Origin of the sequence: Neobacillus sp. OS1-32, assembly GCF_030915425.1 — a bacterium.
In the GTDB taxonomy this organism is placed as follows: domain Bacteria; phylum Bacillota; class Bacilli; order Bacillales; family Cytobacillaceae; genus Neobacillus; species Neobacillus paridis.
Genome location: NZ_CP133263.1, coordinates 2,528,217 through 2,549,596, shown reverse-complemented (window position 1 = coordinate 2,549,596; position 21,380 = coordinate 2,528,217). Strand labels below are relative to the sequence as shown.

Here is a 21,380-nt window from a genome sequence, read left to right as displayed (position 1 = left end):
GATCCAGGAGGTACAGGCTAATGAAATTGGTTGCAGGAGTGGATATTGGAAACGCCACAACGGAAGTTGCCATTGCAAATGTATCAAATGACAACCAAGTCACTTTTTTAACAAGTGGTTTTGTTAATACAACAGGAATGAAAGGTACGCGGCAAAATATCCATGGTGTCCTGGCTGCCATTAAAGAAGCTCTCAACAAAATTAATCGAAAAATAGACGACTTGGATCTTATTCGAATTAATGAAGCAGCTCCTGTTATTGGGGATGTGGCCATGGAAACCATTACTGAGACGATTATTACTGAGTCCACAATGATTGGCCACAATCCCTCAACACCAGGGGGATTGGGCTTAGGCATTGGAAAAACCATTGATATTCACGATCTGAAAAAAGCAGACACAACCGAAGATTATATCGTTTTAATCGGAAAAGATGTGGGCTTTGAACAGGCTGCCGAAATGATCAATCAGGCCAATGAACAAGGTTTAAAAATCAACGGGGCGATTGTTCAAAAGGATGACGGTGTCCTCATTAATAACCGGATTCAGAAGAAAATGCCAATCATTGATGAAGTTCGTTTACTGGAAAAAGTACCGGTTGGTATGAAAGCAGCGATTGAGGTTGCCCCTCCCGGCGGCGTCGTTGAAGTATTATCTAATCCATACGGTATTGCAACAGTATTTAACTTGGACTCCGATGAAACGAAAATGATTGTACCGATTGCGCGGGCACTCATTGGGAATCGCTCCGCCGTTGTAATAAAGACTCCAAAGGGAGATGTTCAGGCTAGGAGCATCCCAGCAGGCAAACTTCATATTATCGGTAAGAAAAAGGCTACAGTAGATGTCGATGAAGGTGCTGAAAGAATGATGGAAGTGTTAACAGCATCGGCACCGATTGAAGATATTAAGGGTGAAGCTGGAACGAATGCGGGCGGCATGTTGGAAAGAGTTAGACAGGTGATGTCTGAGCTGACAAACCAACATCCCAATGATATCAAAATTCAAGACCTCCTGGCTGTCAATACGTTTATCCCACAAAAGGTCAAGGGTGGGCTAGCTGAAGAATTCTCGATGGAGAATGCCGTCGGAATTGCAGCCATGGTAAAAGCGGATAAATTGCAAATGCAAATGATCGCCGACGAACTGCAAGCGGAAATCAATGTTCCTGTAGAGGTCGGTGGAGTAGAGGCTGATATGGCAATCCGCGGCGCACTATCTACTCCAGGAACAAAAACACCGATCGCGATTGTCGACATGGGGGCTGGATCTACCGATGCCTCGATTATGTCCAAAGATGGAAAAACAACATCGATTCACTTAGCTGGCGCAGGCGATATGGTCACAATGCTGATTAATTCAGAATTGGGTCTTGATGACATAGGCTTAGCCGAAGATATTAAAAAATATCCGCTGGCCAAAGTGGAAAGCTTGTTCCATATTCGCCATGAAGATGGAACCGTTCAATTCTTCGATCATCCGCTCGACCCTCATGTATTTGCCAGAGTTGTTATCTTAAAAGATGGAAACATGATTCCAATCCCTGGAGAGCAATCAGTGGAAAAAATTAAGCTTGTGAGACGGGGAGCGAAAGAAAAGGTATTTGTGACCAACGCAATTCGCGCATTAACGCTTGTTTCACCAACAAGAAATATACGAGATATGGAGTTTGTTGTTTTGGTAGGGGGCTCAGCATTAGACTTTGAAGTTCCACAATTAGTAACGGATGCATTATCTCAATATGGTGTTGTAGCTGGCAGAGGGAATATTCGCGGCAGTGAAGGTCCTCGAAACGCAGTAGCTACAGGACTTATATTGGTTCTTAGTGAAGGAGGAAGGGTTCAGTGAAAATAAACGATGGAAATGAAAAACCAGCGGTCCATGTTTATTATAGTTCATTACTGAACGATTCCTCTTTTTCATTCCTTGCTTTATGGAATCGAAGAGGAAGGAGTTCCCTACCTTTATCAAGGAAAAACGGGGAATTCAGCGATTGAATTAGGCTATCAGGCTGCGTTGGATTCTACCTTAGGCGTTGGTATTGGCATTGGTGATGACAGCCAAATGATTCTTCATTATACCAAGCTGCCTAAGGAACAGCCGCTTTTTCAACTAAGTGCAGCAAGTCAGGATCAACAGAATGTGCTTGGGGCGAATGCAGCCAGATTGGTAAAAGGGATTCCTTTTAAAAGCTTTGAAGAGATTCATTCAGCGGAAGAAGAAACTCTTATCTCAGAGGAAATCTCCACTATTGTGAAAGAGGTTCTCAGGAGAATCAGAGAACGAATGTAAAGGAGGTGGAGTTTTAGGAATGAATGCATTAGGATTGATTGAAACCGTCGGATTGGCAGCAGCAATAGAGGCAGCCGATGCAGCAGTTAAGTCGGCAAATGTCACACTGCTTAGTTATGAGCTAACAAAAGGCGGCGGGATGGTCATGATTAAATTTGTCGGTGATGTCGGTGCTGTAAAAGCCGCTTTAGAAGCTGGCAGTGCCGCGGCTGCAAGAGTCGGTAAAGTCGCCAGCAAACATATGATTGCCAGACCCCATGATGAAATTGAAAAAATCATTTATACCAAGGAAACGGTAGGACCTTTAAAAAGAACAACAGAAACAAATGAAACGAAAACAGATGTTCCATCCAGTCAACCTGAAATCCCCGAAAGTACTGAAACTCATACTAAGGTGGAAGGGACTGAGGGTGAATCAACGATTGCTTCGGTTTCGGATAATCCGTCAGCTGCTGGTGAAAGTCTTGAAAACAAAGCAGTTTCCAAGGAAGAGGAAATCCAACAGAATCAGGCAGCTGGGAATGAATCTGAACAAAGTCCGCTGACGGAAGCAGCTGTTCACAACGATACAGAGGATGCAACCCCAGTTGAACAAGAGAATCCGGACTTCCCTGATGAAGAAGGAAATCTTTTCAAGGAAAGCGCTGAAGTAGATTCATCGCAACTAGAAAATGGAGCAACCTGCAATATTTGTAAGGACCCCAAATGTCCTAGGAAAAAGGGCGATTTACGCTCAACCTGTATTCATTACAAAGAAATAAGGAGGAACGGCAAATGAATGACGCATTAGGAATGATTGAAACAAAAGGATTAGTTGGGGCAATTGAAGGAGCCGATGCCATGACCAAAGCAGCCAATGTAACTTTAGTCGGCTTTGAAAAAATCGGTTCCGGACTTGTAACGGTAATGGTACGCGGAGATGTCGGTGCCGTGAAGGCAGCTGTTGATGCTGGTGCTGCTGCTGTTGAACGTGTCGGAAAGGTTATTTCTGTCCATGTCATTGCCAGACCACATACAGATGTTGAAAAAATGCTTCCTCAAGGCCTGTAAGCTAAAACGATTGGAGGTTCTTAAATGGCGTACAGCTCAGCTAGACAAGCAGAGATCGTAAAAGAAGTAGTTAAAAGGCTGCAAGAAATGGAAGCAGTGCCGTATGTACCAATTGGAATTTCCAATCGGCACGTACATCTGAGCCAAAAGGATTTGGAAGCACTGTTTGGTTCAGGCTACCAATTAACCAAAATGAAGGATTTAAAACAGCCTGGACAATTTGCTGCCAAGGAAACGGTCGTTCTAACAGGACCTAAGGGTGAAATCCAGAATGTGCGAATTTTAGGACCTGTAAGAGGAAAAACACAAGTAGAAATTTCCTTTACTGACAGCTTTAAACTTGGTGTCCCGGCACCAGTACGGGAATCAGGGAAAATCGCAGGAACTCCTGGTTTGGTTTTAACAGGACCAGCAGGAAAGCTGGAACTCCAAGAAGGAGTGATTGCGGCACTGCGGCATATTCATGTTCCACCTGAATTTGCCGAGAAGTTTGACTTACATGATAAGGAAATGGTTGAAGTAGAAGTTGGCAGTGTACGGAAAACGATTTTTCAACATGTCCTTATTCGCGTATCTGATAAATATGTTTTAGAAATGCACCTTGATACGGATGAAGCTAATGCTGCAGGAGTGAAAAACGGAGAACTCGGGAAAATCAGGAAAGGCTAAGATGCGCTATGTCTATTGATCTAACAAAAGTAAATAATTATATTAATAGCTTCGCTCGACTAATTGAACAACACCAAAGTAATCCCTATGAAGGAGAATTGCATGTCGGTGTTGACCTGGGAACGGCAAATATTGTTCTGTCGGTTTTGGACAACATGGGAAATCCTGTTGCTGGCGCCCTTTATCCGGCATCAGTTGTCAAGGATGGACTAGTGGTCGACTATGTCGGCGCAGTTAGAATTGTAAGGCAGCTAAAGAGTGAAATGGAGGATCTTCTTGGCGTGTCATTGACCCATGCGGCAACGGCGATCCCCCCTGGCACCATTGGCGGCAACTTAAAGGCGATCGCCAACGTAGTTGAATCGGCAGAAATGGAAGTTGTCAAAGTCGTCGATGAACCTACGGCAGCAGCGGCAGTATTGGGAATAACCGACGGCGCTGTTGTGGATGTAGGCGGAGGAACGACAGGCATTAGCATCCTAAAAAATGGCGAAGTCATTTATACCGCGGATGAGGCTACAGGTGGAACACATATGAGCCTGGTGGTTGCCGGAAATTACAAAACTTCATTTGAGGAAGCAGAGAAGCTAAAAAAAGATCAAAGTAGACAACATGAAGTCTTTCCAGTTATCAAACCCGTGGTTGAAAAGATGGCTGCGATTGTGAAAAAACACATCGCAAGCTACGATGTTGAGGAAATTTACGTCGTCGGGGGAGCGAGCTGCTTTGATGAGTTTGAAAAAGTCTTTTATAAAGAAATTGGCGTAAAAACGGTTAAACCGGCTCATCCCCTGCTGACCACTCCTTTAGGTATAGCGCTGTCCTGTTTGAAATGAGGTGAAAGGGTTTGAACACGGAAGCAATACTCAACAGCATCGTGGAAGAGGTACTCAAAAGGCTACAACAGAAAATGAAAAAAGCCACAGTCCTTTTTACCGGAGGAGCCGGCGGGTTTGAAGAATCGCTGAAGCAGCTGAAACTTCTGATGGAGGACGGCTGGGAATTCAACATTTTGTTATCTAACAGTGCCGAGTATGTTCTTTCCCCTCCATTAATCGAGAAACGGCTGGGCATATCGACAATCTATCTTGAAAAGGATTTGAAAGGACTAAGACCGTACTACGATGGAATCAGCGCCTTAATTATTCCGACGTTGACCTTAAATACTGCTGTAAAGATTGCATTAGGCATTGCGGATACGATGGCAACCAACCTGGCATCCCATGTGATTATGGAAGGGACTCCGATTATCGCTGCCAATGACGCCTGTGATTTACACAGCCCGATAAGAGAAAAGCTTGGTTTAAACAAAGCACCGAAAGCTTATACAGATCAGATGGACCAGCACCTGCGAACATTGGAAAGCTACGGCACGGTATTAGTGGAGGCCAAAAATCTATTTGAGGCCGTCAAGCAGAATGTCTTTACTTTCTCTACTCAGCAAAGGCCAAAACAAGCGCCTCGTGAAAAACTGACGGTTTTTCAAAAAAAGGTACTAACAAGGTTGGACATTATCGAAGCAAAACAACATCATGAAGCTCTTAAAATAGCACAATCAACGATTATTAGCCCTCTAGCGCTTGAGACTGCCAAGGAGATGGGGGTAACCATCATACGTGAAAGATTAGCAGGTGATTAGGATGTACTTAGGAATCGTAATTGGCAGTGTTGTGGCAACACGAAAAGACGAAGACTTAGTTGGGAAAAAACTATTATTAGTAGAAAAGGTAAAACCCAACGGGGAATTGCAGGACAGTGTGGAAGTAGCAGTAGACAGTGTTGGGGCAGGAAAAGGAGAATATGTGATTGTCACGAACGGAAGACCGGCAGGATTCGTATTCGACTCTTCGGATTCGATGATTGATGCTGCGATTGTGGCTATTGTTGATTCGGTAGAGGTAAGTGGATAAAGGAGGTTGGACTGAGTGGCCATTTATACCAAAAAGGGCGATAAAGGTGAAACAGGACTTCTTGGCGGTTCAAGAATCGCCAAAGACAGCCTTAAGGTTACCTGTTACGGAACACTTGATGAAGCGAATGCTGCCCTCGGTGTTGCCTATTCTTTAATAAAAAATCGCGAGTTAAAGGATATCATAAACCGCATCCAAAAACAGATCTTTGTTGTCGGTGCCGAATTGGCCAGTGACGATAAAGGAAAAGAGCTGTTGAAAAATAAAGTAGGTTCCGAGGATATTGCTTTTTTTGAAAGTGTTATTGACAAATATGAGGAAAAGCTGGGAAAAATCCATGAATTTATCATTCCTGGGGAAACAACGGCTTCGGCTGCGCTTCATTTATCGAGGTCGATCATCCGCAGGGCAGAACGATTAATCGTAGAACTGAGTAAGGAATCAAGTGTCCGTCGTGAAGTTATTCAGTATGTCAACCGATTATCCGATACGATCTTCATGTTAGCGAGGGCGGAAGTTTACTATAGCATGTTAGCTGAAATCAAAGGAAAGGTAATCGAGAAACTCGAGTGTTCGAAAGAAAAGCTGACAAATGTCACACTCGAATTGGCTGGGAAAATGGCCAAAGCAGTCGAGGAAGCAGCAGCAGCCTTAGGAGTTCCTGTTGTCTTTTCAGTTGTTGATCCCGGAGGAAACATCACCTTAATCCATCGTATGGAGGGATCACTATTAGCAAGTTTGGATATTTCGGCTAACAAAGCCTATACGGCGGTGGCGTTAAAAATGGCGACACATGAACTAGTTCCGTTGATCCAGCCGGGTGCTGAGTTATACGGCATTCAATTAACAAATCATCATAAAATCGTCACCTTTGGCGGAGGATATCCGCTTACAGTAGATAAACAGATAATTGGTGGTATTGGAGTAAGCGGCGGAACGGTGGAAGAAGATATGACAATCGCTGCCGCAGCTTTAAAGGTGTTTGACGAAGAAAGAAGGAAATTGAAATGACTGTAGATGTACAAAAGGTTGAAGAACTTGTTAAAAAAATCTTGGAGGAAATGAGCTCGAGTAATAACGAGGCAAAAGCACCGCATTTTGGCTTGTTTGAGGATATGGAAGAGGCCATTGAAGCGGCAGAAGCTGCTCAAAAAGAACTGGTCAAACTTTCACTTGAACAAAGAGGCAAACTGATTGATGCCATTCGTAAGACAGCCATTGAAAATGCTGAATTGTTTGCTCGCATGGCGGTTGATGAGTCAGGCATGGGAAACTATCAAGACAAGGTGCTCAAGAATCGCCTGGCGGCAGAAAAAACGCCGGGAATTGAGGATTTAAAAACGGAGGCCATTTCCGGTGATCATGGATTAACGGTTGTCGAACTTTCTCCTTACGGTGTGATTGGTTCGATTACACCAACGACTAATCCAACTGAAACAGTTATTTGTAATTCAATTGGGATGATCGCTGCAGGGAATGCGGTTGTCTTTAGTCCGCACCCGACAGCCAAGAATACCTCGTTAAAAGCAATTGAACTGCTGAACCAAGCGATCGTGGAAGCCGGCGGGCCGGATAACCTGCTTTCAACCACCGTCAATCCGTCGATTGAACAAGCCAACATCATGATGAAACATAAAAAGATTAGAATGCTTGTGGCAACCGGCGGTCCTGGAGTTGTCAAAGCCGTTCTATCGAGCGGAAAGAAAGCGATTGGGGCAGGAGCAGGAAACCCTCCGGCCGTTGTCGATGAAACAGCAGATCTGGAAAAGGCCGGTAAGGATATTATTGACGGCTGCAGTTTTGATAATAACTTGCCATGTGTAGCCGAAAAGGAAGTCATCGTGGTTGAATCAGTCGCTGATTACCTGATTTTTTACATGAAGAAAAATGGTGCCTTCCAAATTACCGATAAAGGACAAATTCAAAAGCTTACCGAGTTAGTAGTTGACAAGGGGCATGCCAATAAAAAGTTTGTTGGTAAAGATGTTGCCTATATTTTAGGCCAAATCGGAATTGATGTTCCTGCAGGTACCCGTGTAGCGATTATGGACGTACCTGGCGATCACCCGCTGGTAACGGCAGAACTAATGATGCCAATCCTTCCGGTTGTCCGGGTTGAAAATGTTGAGAAAGCAATTGAATTAGCAGTGGAAGTAGAGCATGGCTTCCGTCATACTGCGATTATGCACTCTAAGAATGTGGACAATCTAACGAATTTCGCCAAGGCCATTCAAACCACAATTTTTGTCAAGAATGGTCCATCCTACGCGGGAATTGGAGTTGGCGGAGAAGGTTATACCACTTTTACGATCGCGGGTCCTACCGGCGAAGGGTTAACTTCTGCTAAAAACTTTGCCAGAAGAAGAAAATGTGTTCTAGTAGATGGATTATCTGTAAGGTAATGAATAGAAAGATCTTGTTGTACGGCAATACCCTCTAATAAAAATAAACGATTTGCTCTTAAAAATAAGAGTTCAGAGTAAGGAGAGTATTTATGACTTGGGAATTAATTTTAGCTGCATTTGGTGGAGGAGTTTTTGGCGCAGTTCTGGGTGCATTACCAGCTTTTATTTTCACAGGATTTATCGGATTAATCGGCGTCGGCGTTATCGCAGCCGGCGGACCTGCAACCATTTTGAACGATATTACCTTTGGAACCTTGTTTGGCCCGCATATCGCGTTTGCCGGCGGTGTTGCCGCCGCAGCGTTCGCAGCTAACAAGAAACATGAATTTGAGAATGGTGCTGATATTTTGACGCCATTGAAAAAAACCAATGATTATTCAGTTTTATTGATTGGCGGAATGTTTGGCATCTTGGGTTATCTCATTAATTATCTCTATGCATATTTGAAAATTCCTGTCGATACAGTTGCGATGACCGTGTTTACATCAGGTCTGATTGCCCGCTTCGCATTTGGTCATTCAGGATTAACTGGGAAATTCACACCAAAAGCCGGTGAAAAACGACAATATGTTCCTACCGGCAAAACATTGGCTTTTGTTATCGTAAATTCACTAGGCATTGGTTTGGTTATTTCTTATTTGATAGATCTAACGCAAATTACTACACTTGGTTTTGTTATTAGTGCGGCAACATTAATCTTCCTAGAGTTTGGTTTTGATATTCCAATCACCCACCATATTACCCTTGTTGCCGGATATGCAACTATGGCAACCGGAAGTGTCCTGATTGGTGCCCTATTTGCTGTCATTGCCGGCGTCCTGGGCGAAGCCATCGGCTATACATTAAACACTTATGTTGACAGTCATATTGACCCGCCAGCAACAACGATCTTTCTTTGCAGCTTGTTTATTTTTACCCTCATGTAATTGGTGATGAGGTGTAGGTCGGAGGATAAAGCAAATGAATACCTTTTTAGTAAAACCAAAAGTTATCTTTGGAAACCAATCATTAGACTATTTATGTGACTTGCAAGTAAAAAAGGCGTTCATAGTCACGGATCAAATGATGGTGAAACTTGGTACAGCTGACAAAATAATCAGCAGATTATCGGGAGCTGAATATAAGGTTTTTTCAGAGGTTGAACCTAACCCTTCTTTAGAAACGGTTAAAGCGGGGTTTTCCTCCTTCCTTGAAGAGAAACCAGATTTACTTATTGCACTTGGCGGCGGCTCACCAATTGATACAGCAAAAGCGATCTTGTCATTTTTCGATAAGGCAGCTCAAAAGTTCGATGGAAAAATGGAATTTGCCAGACCTACTTTTGTTGCCATTCCAACTACGAGTGGAACGGGATCGGAAGTAACATCCTATTCGGTTATAACTGATACAGCCCGCCACATCAAAATTCCGATGAGTGATGACTGCATGTACCCTGATGTTGCCATATTAGACGAGCAACTGACGAAAACAGTCCCGCCTTCTGTTACGGCTGATACCGGAATGGATGTGCTGACACATGCGCTGGAAGCGTATGTCTCACCAAACGCAGTGGAATTCACGGATATCTATGCGGAAAGAGCAATAAAAATTATCTTTACCTATTTACTGAGAGCCTATAGATTTGGTGAAGACCTTGATGCAAGAGGAAAACTGCATGTTGCCTCCTGCATGGCGGGGGTTGCTTTTACGAATGCCTCATTAGGGATTAATCACAGTTTAGCACACGCTGTTGGCGCCAAATTCCATTTATCACATGGAAAAAGCAATGCCATTTTGCTTCCTTATGTGATTCAATTTAACGGCGGATTATGTGATGGAACGGTTGATACTTCCAAGGTAGCCAAAAGATATACGGAGATTGCCAAGATGTTAGGCTTTGCCAGTTCTACATTAGAAGAAGGCGTTTTAAGTCTGGCAACGGCGGTTAAATATCTAAACAAACGGATGGGTATTCCTTCCACATTAAAAGAGTGTAACATTGATGAACAGTTGTTTGAAGAAAATGTTCCAGTCATTGCCGAGGAAGCCTGCCATGATATTTGTACGACCGGCAATCCCAAAAGTGTCAGCAAGGAAGACTTCAAAAATTTATTGAAGTGGGCGTATGAAGGTTAGTCTTTGGAATGTTAAGCAGTAATAAAATTGGAGGGGCGTAAGATGAAAATCAGGATTAGAAGATTTCTTCCAAGATTAATTTACCGATGGCTTACTGCCAAGAAAGCTTAATTATTTCATGTTAAAACATTCAATGGAGATGCCCTAGCAATAGTAATTAATGAAGGAAATAGGATGGGTTAGATATGGAACAAGGAAAAAAAGAAAGAATTATCCAAGAATATGTACCAGGGAAACAGGTCACTTTAGCACATATCATCGCCAATCCGGACGAGGACTTATACAAAAAGCTCGGTCTGGCGAATGATTATCATAATGCGATTGGAATATTAACGATCACACCTAGTGAAGCCTCGATAATTGCCGCCGATATTGCGACAAAATCGGGTAATATCAAAATTGGCTTTGTGGATCGCTTTAGTGGTTCAGTTGTGATTACTGGAGATGTCTCCTCCGTCGAATATGCGCTGAATGAAGTGCTAACCGGCTTATCCAAGATTTTGGATTTTACCATTGCTACCAAGGTAACAAGAACATAGGAGTTGATTATGAGAAAAATCATCTCTGATTGGTAAAACAGGCAGCGGAAAAACAACCCTTTGTCAAAGGCTCCACGGGGAGCAAATGGAATATCAAAAGACGCAAGCCGTTCAAACATTTGAAAATGCCATCGATACTCCCGGTGAATACATTGAAAACAGATTCTATTATAATGCCATAACGATCACCGCGGCCGATGCCGATGTAATCGGTTTGATACAGGACTGTACAGAGCAAACAAGTTTGTTTCCTCCGCTATTTGCGGCGATGTTTCCAAAGCCGATCATTGGAATTGTAACAAAGGTAGACTTGGCAAAAGATCCAAAACAGATTGAAGCTGCCCGAGAATATCTGCGTATGGCCGGAGCAGAGAAGATCATTCATATCTCTGTCATGACCGGGCAAGGGATAGACGAAATACTACAGTATCTTGACCAAGAATAGAATTCTTCTTAACTGTCGATACTATTTCCTTCATTTTTGACCACATACGGTATATTTAGAAAAAAATGCCTTTCAGCCCCTTGAGGATAGCGAAGAAGCTATCCTCTTTTCATTTGTTTGTTTTTTTGTAAGAGCCCGTATTTGTATTCAAACAACGCATATAAAACAGTAGAAGCTTCTGGCACGATAATCGTATTAATTTAAGGAGATGCTTTTCATTAAGAAACACTGATTAAAGAAACTTTCGAGCTTGATCCATATGGGCTACGGTGAGACAGAATTTTCTTATCCTAAAAAAATCCCTACCTAAAGAATAGGTGAGGAAATTGGCTTAATGAGTTAGCATTTTACAATAATTCTATTCTACTTCTCTTAACATAGAAAATACGGATTGCTTGGTAACAATCTGATATAATAGGAAACTTCCAATTATTATTAGAAAAAACATAAATAAGAGAGACAACACAAAATAAATTAAATAAAATGAGATAGAATAGGTCAAATTTGCTGAAAGTAAAACTGATACAAGTACTAAGAAACTTATTATAGAGGCTAGAAAATAATATATAAACATTTCCTTGGTTAGAAATAAGTAAATTTTTCTCTTGGACATCCCCAAAGATAAGTAAATTCCCCAGTCTCTCTTTTGAAGCCGATATTTACTAAATACGATAATACTAATACTTAGGGTAGTTAATAATGATGCAATTACGAAGGAAAATTTTCCAAGGAAACTTAAAAGTGATGTCATCCGTTTTGCGTTATTAATAGATTCCGGAATGTTTTGAAATAAGCTTCCCGGTACAGTTGCAATTAGCTGATTCACATAATCATCAATTTTATTAAATTCTTTGTTTGTTATATCTTTATCTAAATAAACTTTAAAATCATAATAACCATAAAAAAGATTGGACTTTACAATTGTATCCTTATCAAATACAATTGTAAAATTATCATATTTTATCCTCAATCCATTTAAATGTTTAGTAAGTGCTTGATTTCTAGCATCATAAACCAAAAATTTCTTTTCTATTTTTCGTATATTTTCATCTTCTTTTACTAATTTAACGAAATTAAGCTTTTTACCAATAAGCTTTTTTATATTCTTATCGTTTGTTCTATCATTATTAGGGATAAATAACATAATTTTTCCTTTAAAGTCATTATAGCTTCGTTCCGGGAAAATTTTGTTGAACTCCTGTTCATCTACAATCTCATATTTTACGTTTGGTACAATCCATTTATTCTCGTAAGTCAACATAGATCCATTTTTATTTAACCATAAATTAATAGATTTTGTTTTCTGATCTGCATCCAATAATGGTTTAACATCAACCATAAATGGATTTTTTTCAACATATTTAACTCCGGACAGATTGCTTAATTTCAAAGCATCCTCTTCAGAAAAAGTTAGCCCTTGTTTTAATAGGACTGGCAAATTGTCTACCGTATCATAGCCGTATAGTTCTTGAGAGCTTAAGTAATAATATTCTTCTACATCCCATATCCCATCCGACTCTTTTTGAAGGACAACGGAAAATACTAGCACAAGTATAGATATGCTAATAATAGAAACCGTAAAAGCAAATTGTTTTGGGAATAAAAATAATTGCCTTGCTAATTGCTTTACTTCAAATGTCTTTATCTTCTTTTCAAGATATTCATGAATAAAGGGAGTTTTGCTATTACCAGTTATTATGCTTTTAATAGAAGAATGTTTGGAACGAATCAGGGTCCAACAAGAAATAAACAAGACTAATACAAATAAGAAGACAATACATAATATTATGATAGTATTTGTATTAAAAAGGTTGGGAGATCCCGATAAACTTTCTTTAAACCCCATTTTTACAATAAAAGTTTTAAGGACATATTGGAATGGTATTGCAAACAACAAACTGGATAAAAACAAGATAAAAACTTGAGAGAAATACAATAGATATAAACTACTATTTTTTACTCCTATTGCCTTTAAAATTCCTATCTTTTGCATTTGCTTTATGTTGAAATAGGAAAATAAGCTAGTTACAGAAAAAAAAGAAATTAAAAGAAGAATAATTTGAAATGTAATGGATACATACCTGATATTATCATAATCTTTTAAACCCTCTTCTAATAACTTGTAATTAACAAAACCCATATTATTATATTCATTTAAAAGTTTTTCCATTTTTTTTATAGTGTTCTTTCTATCATCCCCCATCTTAATTAAATAGTTATTCTTAGGTGTATTTTTGTAAGCAGGAGTACCTAGAAAAATATTCGGAAAGGCATTAATCCCTTGTTTTAACTGAATCGGTACATACCATTTGGAAGAATAATTAGAAACAATACCTACTAACTTTACTTTCCATTGTTGCTTTTTTCCTTTTAAAGTTAAAGTTTCCCCAATCTTCCATTTACTATTAATTAAATTTAAATAAGCAGATTCTATGGCTACTTCGTTCTTATCTTTGGGAAAACGCCCCTTCATAATCTTTATATTACCTAGTTTTATAGCATTTTTATCCATCCATCCTATAGTAGCTACTTTCTTATTATTTTTTAAAGGATAGAAATCTAATAATTGGTATTCACCTATTTTCTTTACTTTTCCTTCTAATTCTCTTTTAGTTGTCTCTACACCAACTAGTCCCCCAGAATGTTCTCCGTATAGAGAATAAGCTTTTTCCAATAAGCCTGCTCTAATAGCTTCCGAAGCTGTAAATATTGAGAGGATAGAGGAAATGACAACTGCCAAAGTAAGAACAATCAAAACAAGCCATTTTTTTCTCGAAAATAAAAATTTACAACTTAAATTAAACATTCAAATTCATCCTCTCTAACTTACCGTTTTTCAGGGAGTATAGATAATGAGGAGTCTGAAAAAGATTAGGTTCATGAGTTACAATGACTAAGGACAAATTTTTATCTTTATTTAATTTGGTTAATAGACTTATGATACTTTTTGTTGTCGTTTGGTCTAAGTTACCTGTTGGTTCATCAGCAAATAAAATTTCCGGTTCAGTTATCAAAGCTCTCGCGATAGCTACACGTTGTTGTTCCCCGCCAGATAAAAAGCTTGGGCGCTTATCCAACTGATAGCCTATACCTAATTCCTTAGCAAGTTCGTTTACACTTTCCTTTAATTTTTCCTTTTTTTTTCTTTTTAGAAGTATTAGGGGTAGCTCTATATTTTCTCTTACTGTTAACTCGGGAATTAACTGAAAAGATTGAAAAACAAAACCAAATTTTTCTCCCCTAATCTTTGATTGTTTTTCATCAGAAAGGTCATATAAAGATTCATTTTTGTAGTAAACCTTTCCACTTGTGGGAAACTCCATTCCTCCAATTATACTTAAAAATGTCGATTTACCTGATCCACTCTTTCCCTTAATAACTTGAATGGAACCCTGTTCAACGGTAAAACAGGTTTTTTCTAGAATATTATTCTGCATTTCATAGTTATACTTTTTAGTTATATTTTCGGCTCTTAAAATTGTTGACACACTATTAACCTCACATAATATATTATTTTTAGACAAGATTAATTTAACAAAAAATGAATAAAATGTAAAATATATATTGAAAAATATAATCTATTAATTTAATATATATTTCGTAAACAAATATTGGTCTAGGAGGGATTTTTTTGAAAAAGAATGTTAAAAGAATATTGGTACCTGGTTTATTAGTTTTGGGTCTAATTATTCCGGGAGTTGTAAGTGCATACACTGGTTCTTATTCATTTGACATTTCTGCTAGGGTAGAAGGTTCTAAAACACACTCTTTGTCTAATGAATCAACATCAACCACTGCAACAGCAAATACATATAGCGCAAGTGGTTCTGTGCAAAAATCCAAATCACATTATACTGTTGATCTTTATAAGAGCTTATTTACAAGTTATAGTGCAAAATTTTTAGCTGATGGATATTCATATACTAAAAATTGGGGAAAAATTAGTAGTGGCACATACACAGTAAATGTTACTAAAAATGATGATACCGGTTATGGTAGCAGAGTAAAAGGATCTGGAACTATTGACCAATAGTTATCACTCTGTCTTCCAAAAAAGTGGAGTATGGTTCCGTTAGAACTATACTCCTTTATCACTATTTATTAATTGAGGGAATTTCATGTCTAGGTTATTAGAAGCATTCATTTTTTTAGTTATTCCATTTTATATTGTTTATTCTTTGATTCGTTTTTTCATATTAAAACGAATTAAAATAAATTGGTTTACAGAATGTAAAAGGTTCGTAGTGTTAACTTATTTTTTACTTTTAATCTACTTTGTTTGGATTATTCCAGCTCCATCATTTAATTATCTATCCGTTAATTTTTTACCTTTTAAAACTATTTATGAATATATTAATAACGCTATTCATTCAAAGATATCTTTAAATATAGCAATATCAAATATCTTAGGAAACATCTTACTTACTTTTCCTATAGGATTCTTGATTCCTTTATTTTCAGTTAAAGTAAATTGGAAAAAAATACTCTTAATTAGTTTTCTTATTCCCTTTATTATAGAATTGGGACAAGTTCTTCTCTTTTTTATGAAATTAGGAAGTAGAGGCATAGATGTTGATGATATTATCCTTAACTCCTTAGGAATTATTTTAGGTTATAACCTTTTTCTCTTGGTATATAAAAAGGCAAGCTATTTGAAAAAATATAGTAATTAAGTTAGAGGGGGACTAATGCTCTCCTCTTACCACTATTTGTATCTCAAGGTAAACGGTGGTTCTATTAAGAAATTGTTAAGTCATATCCTGACAAAAAATAGTTCTATCCAGAAAAGGGTTCAAAAAGGAGTTTTGTTTTGGGCTTTACATCTTAGACAGTGAATGGTAATCCCGTATTCTAAAAAGGTATATAAAACAAAAACAGCACCCCCTAGTACGATAAAAGTATCATTTTAAGGAGGTGCTTTTTATATGCTACACCATAAACTTACCATTGTCCCCGTTTCATTCATTTCGAAAACGAAAATACTTCCGCAAAGAATCCAGCAGTGCCTTCCTCAAATTCTACTTTGACACCAAAAATTTTGAAATAAGTCTTCCATTTTTCCAGTGGATAGCATATAATACAACTGTATTATGAATCATAGTACACTTAATACAGATTGGGGGTCCGTTATGTTTGAGCTGGACATGAGGAGCCGTAAGCCGATTTATGAGCAACTGGTTGATAAAATGAAGGAGCTAATCATGAATGAAGTATTGAAACCTGATGAACAAGTCCCATCCGTCCGGACATTAGCAACGGAACTGACCATTAATCCAAATACGATTCAAAAAGCTTACCGCGAACTCGAAACCCAAGGCTTCATTTACTCGATTAAAGGAAAAGGGAGTTTTGTTAATCCTAACCATAAAATAAGGGATTCAGAAAAAATCAAAACCATTAAGCAGGAGCTGGAAAAACTAATCTTGGAGGCCCTCTTCATCGGCATTTCAGTGAATGAATTGATTCAAATGATCCAAGAGTTAGATAGTGCAAAAGGAGGAGGGGACGAGAATGATTGAGATGAGTAATGTAAGCAAGCAATTTGACCGGTTTCAAGCATTGCAAAACGTCAACCTTTCGATTCAAAAAGGCTCGATATATGGGTTGATCGGCTCAAATGGTGCCGGAAAAACGACCTTGATCAAACTGCTTGCAGGGATTTACCGCCAGGACAAAGGGAAGATTAGCATTGACGGCAAACCGGTTTATGAAAATACCAGCCTGAAACAAAACATCTTTTACATACCCGATCAACCCTTTGTTTTTTCCCACTATACAACGAAGCAAATGGCCCGTTTTTATAAAAGCTGTTATCCAAGCTGGAGCGAGGAACGTTTTGAAAAACTTGCCAAGCTGTTTGAAGTGAATTTACAGAAAAAAATTCAAACCTTTTCAAAGGGCTGGCAGCGGCAAATTTCCTTTATTTTGGCCCTGGCCTGCAATCCGGAAATTCTGATTTTGGACGAACCATTGGACGGCCTTGACCCCGTCGTTAGAAAAAAAGTAAAAAACCTGCTGATACATGATGTCGCCGAACGGGAAATGACGATCCTCATTTCATCACACAACCTGCGGGAAGTGGAGGATCTTTGCGACCATATCGGCATCATCCATAAGGGATCAATTATTATTGAAAAAGAACTGGATGAACTCAAAAGCGATACCCACAAGGTACAGCTTGCTTACCGTGATACTGTCCCGAACAAATTGTTAAGAAGCCTGAAAATCCTTCATAGCGAAAAACGGGGAAGCGTCAGCATCTTCATTGTAAAGGGCGAAGAAGATTCGATTGCTAAACAAATTCGTGAGACAAATCCAGTCATTTTTGACATACTCCCGCTTACACTCGAGGAAATTTTTATTTATGAAATGGGGGATATCGGTTATGCCATCAAAAGTGTCGTGGTTTAATATCGAAATCATGAAGCAAATCGCCAGAAGCACCGGCTGGATTTCGATTGTGTATTTCCTTGGTTTGCTGTTAATCCTGCCCATTCAATTACTAATGATGTATTCGGAAGAACGCCTTCCACAAGATTACAATGAGTATTTAACTCTTTTTCAAGTTAATTTTGAGTTTCAACTTGGCTTGCTTGTGATTGTACCAGTTGTGCTGACAGTGTTTCTATTTCGCTTCCTTCATGTGAAGCAGGCCTCCGACATGATGCACAGTCTGCCACTAAATCGGGAAAAAATCTTTCATCATTACGCTTTGGCGGGTATGGTATTTTTAATCGCACCGGTTGCCGTAAACACCTTGATTCTTCTTTTCATGCATACGGCTCTTGATCTTGACAGCGTTTTTCACTTAAAAGACTTGGTTTATTGGGCAGGGACGACCGTTGTAATTGCAATTCTTTTGTATACGGTGAGTGTAATGATTGCTATGTTGACCGGAATTTCTGCGGTAAATGCGGTACTGGCATATATTTTTCTTTTTTTTCCGGTTGGCTTTACCTTGTTATTGTTTTATAACCTGAAAATATTGCTGTATGGTTTTCCAAGTGATCTTCTTTTAAATCAGCAGCTTGAAAAATTGTCACCAATTACGTATGCGGCCAATCGTAACGGCTCAATTTTTCACTGGAGAGATACCTTCCTATACCTTATTTTGGCTTTAGTCTTTTACTGGCTGGCACTCTATCTTTATAGAAAAAGGAATGTGGAGCAAGCTTCAGAAGCGATTGCCTTTCCAAAACTGCGGTCAATTTTTAAATATGGTGTAACATTTTGTGTGATGCTCGTTGGCGGGACCTATTTCAACGGTGTCTCCAATAATAGCTTGTCCTGGATCATTTTTGGCTATGTGATTGGGGCGTTTTTTGGCTACTTTATTGCAGAAATGGTGCTGCAAAAAACATGGCGGGTTTTCGCTCAGGTAAAAGGCTTAGCGATCTATGCAGCGATTATTGCCGTTCTTGTAATCGGGGTTAAAACACTTGGAATTTATGAAAATAAAGTTCCGGATATAGCGGATATTCAAAGTGTCCAGTTGGCAAATGACCGATCCTTTTATATGATCAATAATGTTCAGGACGATGAATTCATCAGGATGAAACCGATGAAGGATCAGGCGAATATTACAGCGGTTCGCAGGCTACACCAGCAAATTCTTGCCGATCGGCAATTAAAGCAGCACAAAAATGAGAATTTGGTAAATTATTTTATTCAGTATAAATTGAAAAATGGCAGGACGGTAAATCGCGAATATCAGGTAAATCAACGGCTATACGATGATTTTTTCAAACCTATTTATGATTCAAAGGACTATAAATTTGCGGTCATGCCGATTTTTAAAGTGCCGGAAGAAAAAATTAAAACGGTCAATATTAGGGCGAATGGGCCTCTGAATAAACAGGTAACCTTATCCGATCCAGAAGAAATAAAAGAAGCTCTTTCAACGTTGCGAGCGGATATTTTAGCAGAATCTTATGAGGACAGCCTTTATTTTCAAGACCGTGGTTCGACGGTGGAATTTTTATTAAATAATAAACATTATGTTGAGCCGGTGGATTTTAAGCCAATTTATCGAAATTTGTCCCACTGGCTAAAGAAAAAGGAACTATTAGACAGGGCAGCTGTTACTGCGGATGATTTTTCACATGTGCTTGTTGTGAAAAGCGATACTACCAATCATGATGTTTCTGAAAATGCATTGAAGCAGGAATTGGAAGGTAAAGAGAATTCAGTGGATATCAAGAATAAAAGGCAGATTGGAGAGCTTCTAAACCGGGTATCAGCAAGTACTGAAAAGGAGTACAAAGTAATCTTTTACTATAAATTTGGTGGCTACTACGAGATCATGTCTTTTGATGAGGAACATGCGCCGGATTTTGTATTAAAGCATTTTTAATTAGAAGAAATAAGAAGAGTTTCACAGGGGGGTGACGACCTGAGTAAGATTGATTTTAATCAGTTGTATGAAACCTATTCGCAGCGGATGTTTTATCTTGCTTATCAATATACAAGAGATTTTTTCCATGCGGAAGATATTGTTCAGGAAGCTTTTTTGAAGGCTTATAAAAAAATTGATTCGGTTGACGATTACGCAAAAATCGGTGCCTGGTTGTCCGCGATTACCGTCAGAACAGCAATTGATTTTCTAAGATTGGAAAAACGAAAAGGCTGCTATTTACTCGATTCCGACATGTTAGAACCAGTGGCAGGAACTATGGAAAACAGAGACAATATTGAGGAAGAGGTTTGCGTCCGTCTTTTTCAAGAGGAAGTGGACCGAACGATGGAAAGGCTGTCCGTTGAATCACAGCAAGTCCTCATCCTAAAAATCCAATACGGTCTCAAGGAAACCGAAATCGCCAGCCTCCTCAAGCTGAAATCGGGAACCGTCAAAACCAGACTCTACCGTGCCCGAAAACAACTAAAACGGTGCCTAACACCAACCGGCTAGGTGCCTGACACCACTCGTGGACATTTGTCCGTCTCCAGTGGACAATATGGAAAATAAAGTTAGTTTCTAATGCTTATAAAGTGCCAATCCCTTTACGTTTCGGCGTTATGATGGGGTTGGCACTTTGTGCTTCTGCTATAATTATTTTCCAAATGCTCGTGATTTTTTCCAATAAGTATAGTAAATAAGGCAGCCAACAATTAAAAGGAATACGAAATAGATACTATATCTTGATAAAAAGAATCCAACTTGAGTCCAATTTTCCCCCAGCATCCTTCCTAGTGTAATAAAAGTAAGACACCAGATCATAGCCCCCAAATAGGCAAAAGTGGCAAACTTTTTATACGTATAGCCGTTCATTCCCGAAAGATAGGCGACAACATGACGAATTCCAGGGATAAAGTAGCCAATTAAGAGCAGAAAAGGACCAAACTTTACAAATAATTTTCTCGTTCGTGCTACTCGTTCTTCGGTTATATGAAATTTAGGGCCAAATTTTTTTAAAAACGGCAAGCCTAATTTAATTCCAATCAAATAGCTCAGTGTGATACCGCCCAATCCTCCAACAAACGCGCTAAGGAGGGCAGGAACAAACAACATCCTTCCTTGATACACATTAAATCCAACATAGGTCAGGAGCACCTCATCCGGAATCGGCAGACCGATAATACCGCCAATTAGTGCGAGGATAATGCCTATGTATCCATAATGCTCAATAAGACCACTCAAATACTGCATCCATTTACACTTCCCAAATAAAAAACTATCAACTCTTCAGTTTAGTATTTACAACATCATCAAAAACATGTTAAGGGTAGTGCCTGACACCATCGGAAACAGCTAACTACTCGTTCCCTATTGGAATAGCAAATTAACCAGACCTTTTGATAATTGACCCGGGACAGTGTCAGACACTTTAGTATATCGCTTTTGGTTAATAAATATTATTCTTTGCCTTTTTTAAGGATAAGTTAAGGTTTGCCCGTAATAATGGGTTCATGAACTAATAAAACCTGATGGAATAGGTCCGGGCTATTCCATCGGATAA

General features: G+C 39.2%; 23 protein-coding genes. 20 read left to right on the top strand and 3 right to left on the bottom strand.

Translation table 11 applies throughout. The features are described from left to right. The first annotated feature begins 20 nt into the window (after positions 1-20). The 14 genes from RCG24_RS12760 (at position 21) to RCG24_RS12695 (ending at position 11,424) form a co-directional block, all read left to right on the top strand. A complete protein-coding gene (locus RCG24_RS12760) occupies positions 21-1,847 on the top strand; it encodes a diol dehydratase reactivase subunit alpha (protein WP_308077169.1) in 1,827 nt (608 codons plus the stop codon). Positions 1,848-1,925: 78 nt separating this feature from the next. Beyond that, a complete protein-coding gene (locus RCG24_RS12755) occupies positions 1,926-2,291 on the top strand; it encodes a glycerol dehydratase reactivase beta/small subunit family protein (RefSeq protein ID WP_308077168.1) in 366 nt (121 codons plus the stop codon). Positions 2,292-2,310: 19 nt separating this feature from the next. Further along, a complete protein-coding gene (locus tag RCG24_RS12750; protein WP_308077167.1) occupies positions 2,311-3,069 on the top strand; it encodes a BMC domain-containing protein in 759 nt (252 codons plus the stop codon). Continuing rightward, complete coding sequence (locus RCG24_RS12745; protein WP_202652885.1) at positions 3,066-3,341, top strand: BMC domain-containing protein; 276 nt, start codon at positions 3,066-3,068, stop codon at positions 3,339-3,341. Before RCG24_RS12750 ends, RCG24_RS12745 begins: the two co-directional genes overlap by 4 nt. 87 nt (positions 3,342-3,428) lie before the next feature. After that, complete coding sequence (gene pduL, locus RCG24_RS12740; RefSeq protein ID WP_308079173.1) at positions 3,429-4,010, top strand: phosphate propanoyltransferase; 582 nt, start codon at positions 3,429-3,431, stop codon at positions 4,008-4,010. 8 nt (positions 4,011-4,018) lie between these two features. Beyond that, a complete protein-coding gene (gene eutJ, locus RCG24_RS12735; RefSeq protein WP_308077166.1) occupies positions 4,019-4,846 on the top strand; it encodes an ethanolamine utilization protein EutJ in 828 nt (275 codons plus the stop codon). Positions 4,847-4,857: 11 nt separating this feature from the next. Further along, positions 4,858-5,649 (top strand): flavoprotein, encoded by a 792-nt coding sequence (locus tag RCG24_RS12730; protein ID WP_202652882.1) that lies wholly within the window; start codon positions 4,858-4,860, stop codon positions 5,647-5,649. 1 nt (position 5,650) lies between these two features. Continuing rightward, the gene (locus RCG24_RS12725) at positions 5,651-5,920 is read left to right on the top strand and encodes a EutN/CcmL family microcompartment protein (protein ID WP_202652881.1); all 270 of its coding nucleotides are present in this window, start codon (positions 5,651-5,653) and stop codon (positions 5,918-5,920) included. A 15-nt stretch (positions 5,921-5,935) separates the two neighbouring features. Beyond that, on the top strand, positions 5,936-6,931 hold the full coding sequence (locus RCG24_RS12720; protein ID WP_202652880.1) for a cob(I)yrinic acid a,c-diamide adenosyltransferase: 996 nt from the start codon (positions 5,936-5,938) through the stop codon (positions 6,929-6,931). Beyond that, complete coding sequence (locus tag RCG24_RS12715) at positions 6,928-8,322, top strand: aldehyde dehydrogenase family protein (RefSeq protein ID WP_202652879.1); 1,395 nt, start codon at positions 6,928-6,930, stop codon at positions 8,320-8,322. Before RCG24_RS12720 ends, RCG24_RS12715 begins: the two co-directional genes overlap by 4 nt. A gap of 92 nt (positions 8,323-8,414) precedes the next feature. Continuing rightward, positions 8,415-9,251: a DUF7973 family transport facilitator gene (locus RCG24_RS12710; protein WP_202652878.1), complete on the top strand. Its 837-nt coding sequence runs from the start codon at positions 8,415-8,417 to the stop codon at positions 9,249-9,251. Positions 9,252-9,285: 34 nt separating this feature from the next. Beyond that, complete coding sequence (locus RCG24_RS12705) at positions 9,286-10,440, top strand: 1-propanol dehydrogenase PduQ (RefSeq protein ID WP_308077165.1); 1,155 nt, start codon at positions 9,286-9,288, stop codon at positions 10,438-10,440. Between the two features lie 185 nt (positions 10,441-10,625). Next, positions 10,626-10,979, top strand: a complete 354-nt coding sequence (gene eutS, locus RCG24_RS12700; RefSeq protein WP_202652876.1) for an ethanolamine utilization microcompartment protein EutS — start codon at positions 10,626-10,628, stop codon at positions 10,977-10,979. A 25-nt stretch (positions 10,980-11,004) separates the two neighbouring features. Beyond that, entirely contained in the window at positions 11,005-11,424 is a 420-nt protein-coding gene (locus RCG24_RS12695) for a EutP/PduV family microcompartment system protein (RefSeq protein ID WP_308079172.1), read from the top strand. 358 nt (positions 11,425-11,782) lie between these two features. On the opposite strand, the gene RCG24_RS12690 is transcribed toward RCG24_RS12695, so the two are convergent. Beyond that, entirely contained in the window at positions 11,783-14,230 is a 2,448-nt protein-coding gene (locus tag RCG24_RS12690; protein WP_308077164.1) for an FtsX-like permease family protein, read from the bottom strand. Beyond that, entirely contained in the window at positions 14,223-14,948 is a 726-nt protein-coding gene (locus tag RCG24_RS12685) for an ABC transporter ATP-binding protein (protein ID WP_308077163.1), read from the bottom strand. The genes RCG24_RS12690 and RCG24_RS12685 overlap by 8 nt, the downstream gene beginning before the upstream one ends. Before the next feature lie 107 nt (positions 14,949-15,055). On the opposite strand from RCG24_RS12685, the gene RCG24_RS12680 reads away from it, so the two are divergent. The 6 genes from RCG24_RS12680 to RCG24_RS12655 all read left to right on the top strand — a co-directional run bounded on the left by RCG24_RS12680 (position 15,056) and on the right by RCG24_RS12655 (position 20,332). Then, positions 15,056-15,457 (top strand): hypothetical protein, encoded by a 402-nt coding sequence (locus tag RCG24_RS12680; RefSeq protein WP_308077162.1) that lies wholly within the window; start codon positions 15,056-15,058, stop codon positions 15,455-15,457. An 85-nt stretch (positions 15,458-15,542) separates the two neighbouring features. Then, positions 15,543-16,097 carry a VanZ family protein gene (locus tag RCG24_RS12675; protein ID WP_308077161.1) on the top strand — a complete coding sequence of 185 codons (555 nt, stop codon included), beginning with the start codon at positions 15,543-15,545 and terminating at the stop codon, positions 16,095-16,097. A gap of 456 nt (positions 16,098-16,553) precedes the next feature. Continuing rightward, entirely contained in the window at positions 16,554-16,943 is a 390-nt protein-coding gene (locus tag RCG24_RS12670; protein WP_308079171.1) for a GntR family transcriptional regulator, read from the top strand. Next, the gene (locus tag RCG24_RS12665) at positions 16,936-17,835 is read left to right on the top strand and encodes an ABC transporter ATP-binding protein (RefSeq protein ID WP_308077160.1); all 900 of its coding nucleotides are present in this window, start codon (positions 16,936-16,938) and stop codon (positions 17,833-17,835) included. The genes RCG24_RS12670 and RCG24_RS12665 overlap by 8 nt, the downstream gene beginning before the upstream one ends. Next, on the top strand, positions 17,810-19,777 hold the full coding sequence (locus RCG24_RS12660) for a DUF6449 domain-containing protein (RefSeq protein ID WP_308077159.1): 1,968 nt from the start codon (positions 17,810-17,812) through the stop codon (positions 19,775-19,777). The genes RCG24_RS12665 and RCG24_RS12660 overlap by 26 nt, the downstream gene beginning before the upstream one ends. 63 nt (positions 19,778-19,840) lie before the next feature. Next, complete coding sequence (locus RCG24_RS12655) at positions 19,841-20,332, top strand: RNA polymerase sigma factor (RefSeq protein ID WP_308077158.1); 492 nt, start codon at positions 19,841-19,843, stop codon at positions 20,330-20,332. A gap of 141 nt (positions 20,333-20,473) precedes the next feature. Here RCG24_RS12655 and RCG24_RS12650 read toward each other — a convergent pair whose 3' ends face one another. Then, a complete protein-coding gene (locus tag RCG24_RS12650; protein WP_308077157.1) occupies positions 20,474-21,070 on the bottom strand; it encodes a DedA family protein in 597 nt (198 codons plus the stop codon). Positions 21,071-21,380 lie beyond the last annotated feature (310 nt).

Coding starts and splice junctions, on each gene's coding strand:
- RCG24_RS12665 (WP_308077160.1), top strand. CDS start 16,936: ATGATTGAGATGAGTAATGTAAGCAAGCAATTTGACCGGTTTCAAGCA.
- RCG24_RS12725 (WP_202652881.1), top strand. CDS start 5,651: ATGTACTTAGGAATCGTAATTGGCAGTGTTGTGGCAACACGAAAAGAC.
- RCG24_RS12710 (WP_202652878.1), top strand. CDS start 8,415: ATGACTTGGGAATTAATTTTAGCTGCATTTGGTGGAGGAGTTTTTGGC.
- RCG24_RS12670 (WP_308079171.1), top strand. CDS start 16,554: ATGTTTGAGCTGGACATGAGGAGCCGTAAGCCGATTTATGAGCAACTG.
- eutJ (WP_308077166.1), top strand. CDS start 4,019: ATGTCTATTGATCTAACAAAAGTAAATAATTATATTAATAGCTTCGCT.
- pduL (WP_308079173.1), top strand. CDS start 3,429: ATGGAAGCAGTGCCGTATGTACCAATTGGAATTTCCAATCGGCACGTA.
- RCG24_RS12760 (WP_308077169.1), top strand. CDS start 21: ATGAAATTGGTTGCAGGAGTGGATATTGGAAACGCCACAACGGAAGTT.
- RCG24_RS12675 (WP_308077161.1), top strand. CDS start 15,543: ATGTCTAGGTTATTAGAAGCATTCATTTTTTTAGTTATTCCATTTTAT.
- RCG24_RS12660 (WP_308077159.1), top strand. CDS start 17,810: ATGCCATCAAAAGTGTCGTGGTTTAATATCGAAATCATGAAGCAAATC.
- RCG24_RS12750 (WP_308077167.1), top strand. CDS start 2,311: ATGAATGCATTAGGATTGATTGAAACCGTCGGATTGGCAGCAGCAATA.
- RCG24_RS12650 (WP_308077157.1), bottom strand. CDS start 21,070: ATGCAGTATTTGAGTGGTCTTATTGAGCATTATGGATACATAGGCATT.
- RCG24_RS12705 (WP_308077165.1), top strand. CDS start 9,286: ATGAATACCTTTTTAGTAAAACCAAAAGTTATCTTTGGAAACCAATCA.
- RCG24_RS12715 (WP_202652879.1), top strand. CDS start 6,928: ATGACTGTAGATGTACAAAAGGTTGAAGAACTTGTTAAAAAAATCTTG.
- RCG24_RS12745 (WP_202652885.1), top strand. CDS start 3,066: ATGAATGACGCATTAGGAATGATTGAAACAAAAGGATTAGTTGGGGCA.
- eutS (WP_202652876.1), top strand. CDS start 10,626: ATGGAACAAGGAAAAAAAGAAAGAATTATCCAAGAATATGTACCAGGG.
- RCG24_RS12690 (WP_308077164.1), bottom strand. CDS start 14,230: ATGTTTAATTTAAGTTGTAAATTTTTATTTTCGAGAAAAAAATGGCTT.